Consider the following 13013-nt stretch of genomic DNA (forward strand, 5'->3'; position numbering starts at 1 on the left):
TATGAAACATATCATGTTGATCAACGCTGTTCATCAGGAACAGAAACGCATGGCCATCGTTGAAGACGGCAAACTTGTGGAATTTAACATCCAGATGTCCCTGCGGGAACCCATTACAGGAAATATTTACAAGGCCATCGTCCTGAAGGTTGAGCGTGGCCTGCAGGCCGCCTTCGTCAATTTCGGCGTCGGCAAGGACGGGTTTCTCCCCCTGCGCGATGTCAGTCCGGAATACTTTACCGAAAAGAAAGATAATGGCCGGGACGGTTCCGGTTCCCGGAGCGCATTAAAAACCGGGCAGGAAGTCATCGTCCAGGTGGCCCGCGAAGTCAGCGGGCGGAAGGGAGCCCTGCTCACTACGTACCTGTCCCTTCCGGGACGCTATCTTGTCCTTCTGCCCAACAAGCACAGCAGCGGAATCTCCCGGAAAATCGAGGACGAAGAAGACCGGAAACAGTTAAAGACCCTTGTGGAGCAGATTAAAATCGATGAGGGAATGGGCTTTATCGTTCGCACCGCAGGGATCAGCCGGACCAAGCAGGAGCTGTCCCGCGATTATCAGCACCTGCTGAGACTCTGGAAGGAAATCAAGAAACGGGCGGAAACAGAGCCGGCACCGTCACTGATCTATCAGGAAAGCGATTTCGGTGTGCGCAGTCTCAGGGATTACTTCACTTCAGAAATTGAAGAAATCCAGGTGGACGATATCGACACCTATCGCAAGATGAGGGCCTACTGCAAGACCGTCGTCCCCCGGAATCTCAGGATGATCAAGCAGTACAAGGAAAGGTTGCCCATTTTCGGCCGCTACAACCTCGAGGAGCAGATCCGGGAAATCTACCAGGAACGGGTGGAGCTCAAATCCGGCGGATCCATCGTCATCTGTCCGACGGAAGCGATGATCACCATCGACGTCAATTCCGGAAGGGCCTCCAACAAAAAGAATGTGGAAGACACGGCCTTCAAGACCAACCTTGAAGCCGCCGAGGAAATCGCCCGGCAGCTTCGGCTGAGGGATCTTGGAGGGTTGATTGCCATCGATTTCATTGACATGATGGACAGGAAACACGAGGCCGAGGTGGAAAAAACCTTCAAGAAGGCCCTCACCCTTGACCGCGCCCGCATTCAGCTGTCCCGAATTTCGAAATTCGGGATTCTTGAACTTTCACGTCAGAAGAAGCATTCCACAATCCAGGAAATCAGCTACACCTCCTGCCCTTTCTGCAGCGGTCGAGGCGCGCGCCCCTCTCTCGAATACACGGCTCTAAGCGCCTTCCGAAAGATCGAAACGGACGCGGCCAAGGAAAAAGCCAGCGCCCTGAAGATATGCGTTCCCCACGAAATCGCCGACTACCTGCTCAACCAGAAGCGCAGCGACATTCAGAGGATCGAAGGCATGTACGATCTCTCCATTCACATATCGGGAAAAGCGGACATGGTCTGGGACCACGCGATCATTACATCGGTTCCCCGTGAAGCGGTCACAGATTTATCCGATCTGAACGGAGAGGGCAAGATGGTCCTGTCGGCTGAAATGCCTTTCGCCAGGGAAAGCGACCTTGCCGCTCTTGAAATCCCTGAAGAACAGCCACCGAGCGCCCCGGAAGCCGACGCTTCGGAAGAGCGCTCCGCTGCCGCCGAGCCGGCCAAGAAGAAGAGCCGGCGTCGTCCGCGCCGTCGGCGGAGGAAACCGGAAGAGAAGACCGAGATCGCCCTGTCGGGTTCCCAACAGGGCAACCCGGAGGAGGTTCGTACGGAAGAGGGGGCAGACATCAACGAAGGCAGCGGCATTCCTCCGCAGCCCATTGCCGATCCCATCGAAACCGGCCCTTCGGATCCGCCGCGTAAGCCGGAAAGCGCCGGCGAATATGAGAATGTTGCCGAAAAGGAACCGTCCGCTTAATTGCGGCATCCTTTTCCAGACGGGTGCAGGGGCGTTCCACCCGGACGGTGAGGCTGCAGAAGCTTCCGGGAAAGACGACACCTTTCTTCCATTAACGGTGTGACCCGTTGAAGTGAAGGCGACTGCGCCTCACCAGTTCCTTACTCGTCCCCGGCCAGGGCTCTGGATCGAAGGGCGGCCTTTTCAACAGCCGACATCAGGGTCGCTCTCACTCGGCCTTCTTCCAGGGCCTTTAGCCCGGCGATGGTCGTTCCGCCCGGAGAGGTGACCATATCCTTGAGCTCTCCCGGATGTCGACCGGTTTCGAGACACAGCTTTGCCGAACCGAGAAGGGTCTGAGCTGCCAGTTTTAGAGCGATGTCCCGCGGTAGCCCCAGATACACGCCGGCATCAGCCAAGGCTTCCAGCATGACGAACACATAACCTGGACCGCTGCCGCTGAGCCCCGTGACGGCATCCATATGATTCTCAGAAAGGGTCACGGTCAACCCCACAGCCTGAAAGAGCCGCTCAGCCGTTTCAAGGTCCTTTTCCGTGGCGTGAGAACCCGCAGCGAGGGCCGTCATTCCCTCTCCGACCAAAGCCGGCGTATTGGGCATGGCCCGCACAACCCGCACCGGCCCGGAGAGTCGTTTTTCAATCGCCCTCGTGGAGATGCCCGCGGCAATGGAAATCACCAATTGCCGCGGATGTACATCGCTTGAAATCTCGTCCAGAAGAGCCGGCAGATTCTGGGGCTTAACCGCCAGGACCAGAATATCCGCCTCCCGGACAAGCCCCCGGTTTGCCGCCGGAACAACCAGGGGATAGGCCTTGGATATTTCCTCAAGACGCTCCTTGACGGTATCCGCAACACGAATCTGCCCTGAAGACACTGGATAGCGACCGAGAATTCCTTTCAGCAGAATCGTTCCCATCTTTCCGCAACCGATCATCCCGATTTTCTGATCTTCCAACATGCCTCTGATCTTCCTCCTTATTCTCCTTTCACCGCCTGTTCTGCAGAACGGCACTCGCCCAGGCACAACGCCTGAGTCAAGAGCACCGCACGCCAACAGGCGGTACGGATTCGCAATCTCCGCCAACGCCGCAGGCACTTCAATGCCCTGTCGGCGGGCATTCCCACGGCCGTTTCCCGGCGGTTTCGACGATGGCCTATTTTCCCGAAGCTGTCAACCGTGAAATCGCTTCCAGGCAGGAAAACGTTTCCTTTGCACTCTGACCGTCTTTATGGTAGCAACAACTCTTTATGATTTATATCAGCTCCCAAAGGAGTCGCTATGTTTATCGCTGAAAACCTTCTTATGGCCATAGCAAAAATTCTGGATATCGCACTGACGCTCTATATGTGGGTCCTGATCGCCCGGGCTGTCATTTCATGGGTCAATCCCGATCCTTACAATCCCATCGTCATGTTCCTTTATCGGGCCACCGAACCCGTCCTGGCTCCGGTCCGGCGGTGGCTTCCCTTCCGGAACCTGGGCATTGATCTCTCCCCCTTGATCGTCATTCTAGCCATTATTTTTCTGCAGACCTTTCTGATCGGAAGCATGAAGCAGATGGCCATGCTCTTCCGCTGAAGCTCGAAAAAGTCGAAACCCTCAAAGGCTCTTCGTGGTCGATATCCAGGAAAGAAAAAACGCCCTCTCCTTCTCCGTTCAGGTGCTGCCTCGCTCCCATAAATGCGCCCTGGTTGGAATCCAGGAAGGATCTCTCCGGCTTAAACTCACCGCGCCGCCGGTCGACGGCAGAGCCAACGAAGAATGCCTGGAATTCCTCGCCGAACAGCTGGGGTTGAAAAAAGGGCAGTTGGACATTATTCACGGACACAAGTCCAGGAAGAAAGTGGTCCAGATCGAAGGATTGACGCGGGAGCAGCTTGAAGCCCGCCTCTCCCTTCTCATGAAGGCTGAATTTCCCGATGAGCAGACAGCCCCGGAAGTCGCACGGATCAGCAAACGAAGATGACGCATCGCGGCGAAAATGAAAATGTAGCCCGGGCTGCCGGCATCGTGGGAATGGCCACGATGTTGAGCCGAATTTTCGGATTTATCCGGGACATGGTGGTGGCCGCCTTCTTCGGCGCAGGCATCGCCACGGACGCCTTCTTCGTCGCCTTCCGGATCCCCAATCTGCTGCGGAGACTTCTTGGGGAGGGTTCCCTCACCGTCGCCTTCATTCCCGTGTTTACGGAATATCTGAAAACGAAGTCCAGGGAAAGCGCCCTGGAGCTGGCAAGCATCGCCCTGACCTTCCTTTCGATCGTCCTGGTGCTGGTCTCCATGGCCGGCGTGCTTTTGTCGCCTCTCGTCGTTTCCCTCATGGCTCCCGGATTTCTCAAAAACCCGGAGCAGTTCGACCTGGCGGTTTTTCTCACCCGGATCATGTTCCCGTACATCTTCTTCATCTCCCTGGTAGCTCTTTGCATGGGGATCCTCAATTCACTGCGTCATTTCGCGGCCCCCGCCCTGGCGCCTGTTGTTCTGAACATTTCCATGATCTTGACCACGCTGCTTCTCCACCGGTCTTTTGAGCAGCCGATCACCGCTCTCGCGGTCGGGGTCATGCTGGGCGGAGCCCTGCAGCTGGCGATGCAATGGCCTGTTATGATCCGGATGGGTGCCATCCTGAAGCCGAATTTTCATTTTCGACATCCCGGCATGAAGAGGATTGGACGCCTGTTGATTCCCACTCTGGTCGGTTCGGGCATCTATCAGATCAACATTTTTATCGGCACCATCCTGGCTTCCATCCTGCCCAAGGGCAGCGTTTCCTTCCTTTACTATGCCGACCGGGTCGTCGAACTCCCGCTGGGCGTATTTGCCATTGCCGTGGGCACGGCAAGTCTTCCCAGCCTTTCCGCCCAGGTCGCAAAAGGGCTTTTCGAAGATTTTAAAAAAACCATTTCCTTTTCCCTGCGCCTTATTCTCTTTATTACGATCCCAGCCACGATAGCCCTCATTGCTCTGCGTGAACCGATCGTTTCCGTTCTCTTTCAACGAGGCGCCTTTGATGCCTATTCAACCCGGATGACCGCCCAGGCGCTTCTTTTTTATACCGTCGGCCTGTGGGCCTTTTCCGTAATCCGCGTGATCGATTCAGCTTTTTTCTCTCTTCAGGACAGGAAATCGCCGCTGAAGGCCGCTGCCGTGTCTCTGATTGTCAATGTCGGGCTGAGCGTTCTTCTCATGTTCCCCTTAAAGCATGGGGGGCTTGCCCTGGCAACCTCTGCGGCCTCGGCTGTGAACGTTTTGATGCTTTCCTACATTCTCTGGAAGAAAATCGGCACCTTCCTGGATACGCAATTCTACTCCTCCGTGGCCAAGGCCTGCGTTGCCTCTGTCGTAATGGCCGTCAGCTTCTATCTCGTTACTCTTTTCTTCCCCTGGAATATTGAAGCCCCCTTTGATGCACGGGTGCTCTTTCTCTCGACCTCCATCGCCGCAGGAATCCTGGCCTTTTTCGGAACGTCCTTCCTCCTGAAAAGTGACGAAATGGTGGCCCTTCTCAACGTGATCCGCCGGAAGCTCAAATCGTGAGTGTGCTGAAATCCCGTTGCAGGCGGATAAAATGATTGACTTCAAAATTCCAAAATGTTAGGAACAACGTCTCTTGCAGAATGAAATCCTTCTAAGGCATTCCCATGCTTGACATCAAATTTCTGAGACAGAACCTCGATTTTGTTAGGACCAGAATCGCGGAGCGAGGGCAGGACATCGATCTGGATGCCTTTGTTCGCCTGGATGGCAAGCGGCGGGATATTCTTCAGGAAGTCGAGGCACTGCGCAACGAACGAAATGCCGTGTCCAAACAGGTCGGCGAAAAGAAGAAGCGAAAGGAAGATTCCCAGGATCTGATCTCCAGGATGGGGGAGGTTTCCGCCCGTATCCGGGAGCTTGAGGACGCGCTCAAGGGAACGGAAGAGCATCTGCAGAACCTGCTGATGACGATTCCCAACATCCCCCACGAATCCGTTGTCTGCGGAACGAACTCCGAGGACAATCCCGTTATCCGGGTCTGGGGTGAAAAGCCGAAATTCGAGTCTGCTCCAAAGCCCCATTGGGAAATCGGGGAAAATCTCAATATCCTTGACTTCGCCCGGGGCGCAAAAATTGCGGGTGCCCGCTTTACCCTCTACCGGGGGGCAGGTGCTATGCTGGAACGGGCTATCGTCAATTTCATGCTGGATCTCCATATAACGGAGCACCGATACACGGAAATCCTGCCTCCCTTCATGGCCAACAGGGAAAGCATGACAGGAACGGGCCAGTTGCCGAAATTTGCAGAAGATCTTTTTAAAATTGAAAACCAGGAGTATTATCTTATTCCTACAGCGGAAGTTCCCGTGACCAACATTCACCGCGATGAAATTCTGGATGAGAAGATTCTCCCTGTCTATTATGTGGCCTATTCGCCCTGTTTCAGGGCTGAGGCAGGGTCCTACGGGAAAGACACCCGCGGCCTGATCCGCCAGCACCAGTTCAACAAGGTGGAGATGGTCAAATTCACTACCCCGGAAACGTCTTATGACGAATTGGAGATGCTGACGCTTAACGCGGAAGAGGTTCTGAAGCGCCTCAATATCCCCTACCGGACGGTCAGTCTCTGCACCGGCGACCTGGGCTTCAGTTCAGCCAAAACATATGATGTAGAGGCATGGCTTCCGGGGCAGGAAACATACCGGGAAATTTCTTCGTGCAGCAATTTCGAGGATTTCCAGGCCAGGAGGGCTTCTATTCGCTTTCGCCGGACGTCAACGGGGAAACTGGAATTTGTCCATACCCTCAACGGCTCCGGACTGGCGGCCGGCAGGACGCTGGTGGCCGTTCTGGAGAATTACCAGCAGGCAGACGGCAGCGTCGTAATTCCCGACGCCCTGCGGCCCTACATGAGAGGAATGGATAAAATTCCCGCAGCGTAAATCGGGAATGCAAAGAAATAATGATTCGGAGGGATGGCCGAGTGGTCTATGGCGGCGGTCTTGAAAACCGTTGACCGAAAGGTTCGCGGGTTCGAATCCTGCTCCCTCCGCCAGAATAACAAGAAAAACATGGCAGGATGCGGTCTATCCGGCCTTGTCGCTCTTTATGGTTTTTGTTCCAACTTAAAGTTTGCGGAGAGATGGCTGAGTGGCCGAAAGCGATCGCCTGCTAAGCGATTGTACGCCCTATAAGGTGTACCGCGGGTTCGAATCCCGCTCTCTCCGCCAGCTACTTCTTTCAAATGTGCAGCAGAATCATCGCACCCAATAGATGCGCCCATGGCTCAGCTGGATAGAGCGTCGGACTACGAATCCGGATGTCGCAGGTTCGAATCCTGCTGGGCGCACCATTTAAAAAAAGGACTTAGCCATATCTGGCTAAGTCCTTTTTATTTAAAGCCATTTTATCCCACTCAAAATCGGCTTTCCTGTTCGATCAGTTCCGGAAACCGTGTCAGTTCAAATCGGAATCGGTGTCCAGTATCCTCCCCATTGTGCAATATCAGACAAATCCACTAGAAGGACAAAGCGACCGCACATTTTTTCTCTTTTTTTACTTCCTTTTGCTGAACACATCTATTGCCAAGGGGATTGTGCTTATCACCCCTATGAGAAACATCGCCCATCCAAGTTTCTTTCGCCGTTTCGTATCCAGCTTGTCTGCCAGCAAAAGGGCGACCCCAGCTCCACAGATTAAACGGGTTCCAGCAATAATTCCGATTTCCGGAATCGTCAGGGCCGATGTTTTCATGACAACCTCCTTGAATGCTATGTAAAGGTTAATACAGAGGGAATTTATTCATGTAAAAAGAAAGGCCATCCCAGAGCGTATCCCGTGATGACATGGCAACGTGCACTCTTTCGTGGTCTGTGAAGAAAAGAGAAAAACCACCCTGGAAGTTTGAAGGCCAGGAAGCTGAAGCCGCTTGAACCTCCACGGCAGAGTTCATGAAGGAAAGGATAAATCCCTGGCCCCCCTTCAATGGGGGAAGCGTTCTGCTGTTTCCCGTTTCAGCATCCAGCGCCAATAGGCACGCGCCATATGTGAACGTAGCCAGGGTATTTTCACCAAAGGGAATCAGCCGCCAACTTCAAGGCAACTGGTACGCTCCAAAAAGAATTTACCAGATACACGGCTTTTTCCCCTTGGGACCTGTTGAAAAGAACTTTTAAAAGAGAGCCGCTGCGCCGTTTGCCGTTGACTGGAGTCGTGTCCTAAAAGACTTGGTCTATTTGGGGTGACAATCACCACGAAGACCCTTTGCCTTCTTATCTCATTCAAACCCAGTACTATGACTCATCCCGTGCGCCGCAGCATCTCTTTTCTTTCACCTATAATTTATTCCTCTTCTCCTAATTTGTCAAGAGAATCGACGTGTTAATTCCTCAGAGCCGACCCTTCCCGCTCGCCTGCGAGGCTCTATTGGACTCTTCTTGACAGTAGAACATTTGTTCTATAATGTAAGGCCATGAACGATATGATTTTCAGCCATCATTCCTGGCCGCGGGCCATTGTCCATATCGACGGGGATGCTTTCTTCACCTCCTGCGAAGAGGTCATCCATCCGGAGCTTAAGGGAAAGCCCATGATTACAGGCGGAGAGCGTGGAATTGTGGCCTGTGCCAGCTATCCGGCTAAAAAAATGGGAATCACCCGGGGCGTCCCTCTGCACCAGGCGAAAAACATCTGTCCAAATCTTATCATCCTGCCCTCCGACTATGAAACCTACAGCCTGTTTTCCCGGCGGATGTTCAACATTATGCGGCGCTTTACCCCGGATGTGGAAGAGTATTCCATTGATGAGGCCTTCTGCGACATCACGGGAATGCGCCGGGCCTTGCGCTCTTCCTATACTGGAATTGCCGAACAGATGAAACGGGCCATCGAAAGGGAACTGGGGCTCGGGGTTTCCGTGGGGATCAGCCTGACCAAGGTGCTTGCCAAGGTGGGTTCCAAACATCAGAAACCAAGTGGCTTAACGGTCATTGCCGGCCGCTCCATCGCCCGGTACCTGGAGCATCTTCCCGTGGGAAAGATCTGGGGAATCGGCCCGGCCACAACCAGCTATCTGGCGAAGATTGGCGTTAAAACCGCCTTGGAGTTTGCCAGAATGCCGGAAGCTGCTGTGCGAAAACGCCTTACCAAACCCGGCGTCGAAATCTGGAGGGAGCTGAGGGGAGATTCCGTCTATCCCGTGATCTCCGAGGAGAAAAGCGTTTACGCATCCATCAGCAAGATGAAGACCTTTGCTCCTCCAACATCCGATCGGGAATACCTTTTTGCACACCTGCTGCGGAATCTGGAATCAGCCTGCATCAAAGCCAGGCGTTACGGGTTGGCCCCCAGGAAGATCATATCCCTTCTCAGGACCCGGCAGTTCGGGGATGTGGGCAGCGAGGCAACACTTGTTCGTCCCTCGGCCCTTCCGCTGGAACTGTCCGGTCTTCTGCGGGAGCTGTTTGATTCACTCTACCGGGAAAAAGAGCTCTATCGATCAACAGGCGTCATCCTTCTGGAACTGACGCATGATGTCACTATTCAGTACTCCCTTTTTGAAAGCCCGATGAAAGCGGAGAAGATTCGGGAACTTTATGAAGCCATGGACAGCTTAAGTGGAAAATATGGAAAACATTCCCTGCATCTGGGCGCTTCTCATCCCCTGGAACAACTTGGCAAGGGAAAACGGGGAACGCCAACGGTCCGGGAAGAGACGAAGTTCTTCGGTGAGACCAAACGCCGTCATCTCGGCCTGCCGATTCTCCATGTGAAGTAGACAGATTCTGCCGGGCATCAGGGGCTTACGCCGACTTTGACGGAAATGGGGTGCAGCACGCGGATCAGCTCGGACGGCGGCATTTCCGCCAGAAGCCCCCGGCTGCCGGCGTTGATCAGGATGCGGGGCAGTGCGGCAATGGTTTCTTCCATATAGATGGGCATGGTCTTTTTCGTACCGAAGGGCGACGTCCCTCCAACCTTGTAGCCGGTGTACTTCTCCGCGATTTTGGGATCACAGGGATGAACCGTTTTTACCCCGAGAAACCTTGCCAGGTTCTTCGTAGAGACCTCCCGATCGCCGTGCATCAGGATAATAAGAGGGGCCTTCCGTTCGTCCTCCATGACCAGCGTTTTGATCACTTCATGTTCATCAACCCCCAGCGCCTTTGCCCCCACGCGGGTCCCGCCATGCTCCACATACTTGTAGATTCGGGGCACGAAAACCACCTGGTTTTTCTTCAGGGCCAGCAACGCAGGCGTAAGGGGGATTTTTTCCCGTGACATACCCGGAATCCCTCTGTTGATCTCCTGTTGTTATCGTTCTTCTTTATCGCCCTTCCCTTCTTTGAGGTCTCTTATCTGCGCTTCCAGAACGTTGCTTTCGGCAATGCGCATTGAAAGCTTCGATTTGAGCATCGTGTTCTCTCGGATGAGAACCGCCATTTGCTCTTTAACAAAAGCGACATGATCTTTCAATTTGGATGACGCTCCATGTTCATTCAGAAAATTCTCTATCTCATCAAAAATGGTCATGCTGGACCTCCTCCGAAAACTGCTGAATGACGGCATCGAATTAGCATACAACGGAATCAACTTTTTCCCTGAGAAGTTTGCTCTTTGAATTGTATTTCGATTTGTTCAAGAAGCTTGGCCTTATGAAGATTATAGGTTGCTTGAAACATGACGCTTTGATCATCTTCCCTCTTTAAAGACCGAAGCCCGTCCAGGAGCGCCTGACGGTCGATGCACGGCTGCTGCGCCAAAAGGCAAAATGCGTCCTGAAGCAGTGCAGCCATGGCAGTAGAAGACTTCAAGCACGTTTCAGTCACGCGTTTGACGGCGTCATTTATTTCTTCATCAGTCAATGTTCATTCCCCCGGTAGGATGTGAAACGATCGAACGTCTTGCTGAACCGCCGTTTCCGATTCATAGACGGTGGTGACTCACCACCATGACCTTACCCATAGAGACGAAACAGCCTGCCGCACGGCAGCCGCTCATCCCCAGCAATCTTCCTCGCGTGTCCCGTAAGAAATCCAGGATGAATTTTCCGGAGCGGAAGGAGAATCGGGATGCTTAACCGCATATTCCCTCTTCGCCTTTTCTACAGCTTCCTTGTCGCACTGGGCATAAACAACCACGTGGAACAGTTCTTTCTGCGCTCCGGTCCCGGACACGTCAAGAAGCTCAACTCTGAATCGCATAGTGGCTATTTGCTTTCGATGCCGCCCTTATCCGAAAAGGGCGACCCTCATGAATCATGAAATAACGGAACATGGAGAAACCATTAATGACACCCGTCGGAATATTCCGAAAAATCCGAGTGCAGCTCTTCGAGCAGTGTCATGACATGCTGCCGTTCGGATTCAAGCAGGGCAAGGGCTTTTCTTCGATCTTCTATCGTGATCGGAGTTTTGGCGATTTCCTCTTGGCTCGCGCCCTCTAATTCCATTTGCTGTTGTCTGTTTCTTCTCATGGCCTGCGCAATTTCAAGAACAATTTCCGTAAAGATATATTCATTGAGAAGCTCGGTTTTCATATGATTCCCTTTCAAAACGTAATGATCAAAGTCATTACCATAGGTATCCAAGGGAAACAAGGTAAGATTCAGATAAATTCAGGCTGTTAGCTTCGTCTATTTTCTGGGCGGCCAGGAGCGAATTGCCAATGATATCAGATTTGAGAATGTTCAACTGACCCCCTTCGCCACAAACCATGAGGCCGGTGGTTCATTTTCTTTTATACCAGTATTGTGCAAGTATTTTTTCCGTAATTAATGTGGGTTTCATTATTTTAACGGTTTGTCCATAATGAAGATTGAAAGATTGCTAAATTACACGCTGAGGAGGGATTCATTGTGAAGAGGAAAATGAAGGCGGATGAATTACAGAAACTGGGCATCGTTGCAAAAAAAAGAGGCAATGACTGGGAAATATTTCTCAATGGCCACTTGGCCATGATAGGACTGTCCGATAAGGATGTTGAGCTTTTTCAACAAAAGTCTCCAAAAGAAATGGTCAACATTCTTTCAATGATATGAAGGCCTCTTATCATGGCCGTTATCCCGATTCTGTTCGAGTTTTCTTTTCTGGATTCGAAAGGCGCAAACGTTCCTCTGCATCGCTCAGAAAATAGGCCGGATTTTCCCTGGAATAAAGCCCCCTTTCAAGATGCCTGATCTCTTTGAGTGACACTCGAAATGAAACGTTACTTCATCAGGATGGCAACCCACAACTGGTTCTGAACCACTCACCGGAGAGTCTTTTTATTTTTTAACCCATTGATTCTGAACCGGTTTTTTGCCGGGAGGCCATTGGGGCTGATATCTCTGTATCATGTAAGGTCTCTATGAACCGTGTCTCCATCCGCCAGGCATGGGACGACGTCATGCATCCCTTCCCCAGCGGAATGGCCATATGCCCCTTGACAGCGAATCCTCGGGGATGGTATTAGGTACACCGTGCCGAAGTTGCCCGAAGGCTGTTTTAAGACGGGTCGAAGGAAACCTCGAAGAGATACCGGGCATGGAAGCTGCCGGAAACAGCCGCCAAAGTATTCCTGGAGTCACTCAGCTGTGGGAAGATGCCATCCCAATTCAGACTTACAATAAGGATTGCCTTATCTGTCTGGTTGCCTGACTTGAAAACGCAGGCGTAAAACGGTGATCTCAGCTCTCTAAAAAGACATGCTCCGAGGCACACGTGCGGGAGTGGATTCAGAAAACATGGATCCTTCATTCTGCCTTCGACCTGTCCCGCCCAACGATACTGTTATTCAGGAGGTTCAATGCAATATTACTGGCTTAAAATATCCGAAGAAGAAGAAGGCGAAGTTCAACGCCACCACTATATCGTATCTGCCGAAGACGCCACCGAGGCACGTAAAATCGCCCGCGAATTCATGAGGAATTTCTGTGAGGATGATGAAAATCCCGAACCGATCAAGGACGGCTTTTCTTTTTACAACAACGCGGTTCAGGTGAGACTGACGGATGTGAAGGAGACCACCAAGGAGGAATTCACCCAGTTTATTTTCAAACTGCACTCAATTGCATGGCGCTGAGAGGATCCTCATTGAAGGCAAATAGTTCAAGGCCGGCGCACATCCCGGGTCCCCTTGATCCAGCCCGCCCG

General features: G+C 52.6%; 15 protein-coding genes and 3 tRNA genes. 11 read left to right on the top strand and 7 right to left on the bottom strand.

Annotation, left to right across the window (positions count from 1 at the left end):
• Position 1: 1 nt before the first annotated feature.
• Entirely contained in the window at positions 2-1903 is a 1902-nt protein-coding gene (locus tag ACJ77P_RS08510; protein WP_408997999.1) for a ribonuclease E/G, read from the top strand.
• A gap of 140 nt (positions 1904-2043) precedes the next feature.
• On the opposite strand, the gene proC is transcribed toward ACJ77P_RS08510, so the two are convergent.
• Complete coding sequence (gene proC / locus ACJ77P_RS08515; RefSeq protein WP_408998000.1) at positions 2044-2862, bottom strand: pyrroline-5-carboxylate reductase; 819 nt, start codon at positions 2860-2862, stop codon at positions 2044-2046.
• 321 nt (positions 2863-3183) lie between these two features.
• Here proC and ACJ77P_RS08520 point away from each other — a divergent pair, with 321 nt between their 5' ends.
• From ACJ77P_RS08520 to ACJ77P_RS08550, 7 genes are all read left to right on the top strand, one after another.
• Complete coding sequence (locus ACJ77P_RS08520) at positions 3184-3483, top strand: YggT family protein (RefSeq protein ID WP_408998001.1); 300 nt, start codon at positions 3184-3186, stop codon at positions 3481-3483.
• A gap of 34 nt (positions 3484-3517) precedes the next feature.
• Entirely contained in the window at positions 3518-3871 is a 354-nt protein-coding gene (locus ACJ77P_RS08525; protein WP_408998002.1) for a DUF167 domain-containing protein, read from the top strand.
• Positions 3868-5442, top strand: coding sequence for a murein biosynthesis integral membrane protein MurJ (gene murJ / locus ACJ77P_RS08530; RefSeq protein WP_408998003.1), 1575 nt, complete (start codon positions 3868-3870; stop codon positions 5440-5442). Before ACJ77P_RS08525 ends, murJ begins: the two co-directional genes overlap by 4 nt.
• Before the next feature lie 104 nt (positions 5443-5546).
• Positions 5547-6824 carry a serine--tRNA ligase gene (gene serS / locus ACJ77P_RS08535; protein WP_367359035.1) on the top strand — a complete coding sequence of 426 codons (1278 nt, stop codon included), beginning with the start codon at positions 5547-5549 and terminating at the stop codon, positions 6822-6824.
• Between the two features lie 27 nt (positions 6825-6851).
• Positions 6852-6937, top strand: a tRNA-Ser gene (locus ACJ77P_RS08540).
• 81 nt (positions 6938-7018) lie between these two features.
• Positions 7019-7112: transfer RNA gene (locus tag ACJ77P_RS08545), tRNA-Ser, on the top strand.
• A 45-nt stretch (positions 7113-7157) separates the two neighbouring features.
• Positions 7158-7234, top strand: a tRNA-Arg gene (locus tag ACJ77P_RS08550).
• Positions 7235-7437: 203 nt separating this feature from the next.
• Here the strand turns inward: ACJ77P_RS08550 and ACJ77P_RS08555 are convergent.
• Positions 7438-7635, bottom strand: coding sequence for a hypothetical protein (locus ACJ77P_RS08555; RefSeq protein WP_367359034.1), 198 nt, complete (start codon positions 7633-7635; stop codon positions 7438-7440).
• A gap of 718 nt (positions 7636-8353) precedes the next feature.
• Between ACJ77P_RS08555 and ACJ77P_RS08560 the strand changes: the two genes are divergently transcribed.
• Positions 8354-9658: a DNA polymerase IV gene (locus ACJ77P_RS08560; protein ID WP_367359033.1), complete on the top strand. Its 1305-nt coding sequence runs from the start codon at positions 8354-8356 to the stop codon at positions 9656-9658.
• Between the two features lie 17 nt (positions 9659-9675).
• Here the strand turns inward: ACJ77P_RS08560 and ACJ77P_RS08565 are convergent, their stop codons facing one another.
• The 5 genes from ACJ77P_RS08565 to ACJ77P_RS08585 all read right to left on the bottom strand — a co-directional run bounded on the left by ACJ77P_RS08565 (position 9676) and on the right by ACJ77P_RS08585 (position 11419).
• On the bottom strand, positions 9676-10164 hold the full coding sequence (locus tag ACJ77P_RS08565) for an aminoacyl-tRNA deacylase (protein WP_408998004.1): 489 nt from the start codon (positions 10162-10164) through the stop codon (positions 9676-9678).
• A 30-nt stretch (positions 10165-10194) separates the two neighbouring features.
• Complete coding sequence (locus ACJ77P_RS08570) at positions 10195-10413, bottom strand: hypothetical protein (RefSeq protein WP_408998005.1); 219 nt, start codon at positions 10411-10413, stop codon at positions 10195-10197.
• A gap of 56 nt (positions 10414-10469) precedes the next feature.
• Entirely contained in the window at positions 10470-10745 is a 276-nt protein-coding gene (locus ACJ77P_RS08575; RefSeq protein ID WP_367359030.1) for a hypothetical protein, read from the bottom strand.
• 132 nt (positions 10746-10877) lie between these two features.
• Positions 10878-11084 carry a hypothetical protein gene (locus ACJ77P_RS08580; protein ID WP_367359029.1) on the bottom strand — a complete coding sequence of 69 codons (207 nt, stop codon included), beginning with the start codon at positions 11082-11084 and terminating at the stop codon, positions 10878-10880.
• Between the two features lie 83 nt (positions 11085-11167).
• Positions 11168-11419: a hypothetical protein gene (locus tag ACJ77P_RS08585; RefSeq protein WP_408998006.1), complete on the bottom strand. Its 252-nt coding sequence runs from the start codon at positions 11417-11419 to the stop codon at positions 11168-11170.
• A gap of 318 nt (positions 11420-11737) precedes the next feature.
• On the opposite strand from ACJ77P_RS08585, the gene ACJ77P_RS08590 reads away from it, so the two are divergent.
• Complete coding sequence (locus ACJ77P_RS08590) at positions 11738-11920, top strand: hypothetical protein (RefSeq protein WP_367359027.1); 183 nt, start codon at positions 11738-11740, stop codon at positions 11918-11920.
• Between the two features lie 746 nt (positions 11921-12666).
• A complete protein-coding gene (locus ACJ77P_RS08595) occupies positions 12667-12942 on the top strand; it encodes a hypothetical protein (RefSeq protein WP_367359026.1) in 276 nt (91 codons plus the stop codon).
• Positions 12943-13013: the final 71 nt, after the last annotated feature.

Source organism: Syntrophus buswellii, from assembly GCF_046097065.1.
Taxonomy (GTDB): domain Bacteria; phylum Desulfobacterota; class Syntrophia; order Syntrophales; family Syntrophaceae; genus Syntrophus; species Syntrophus buswellii.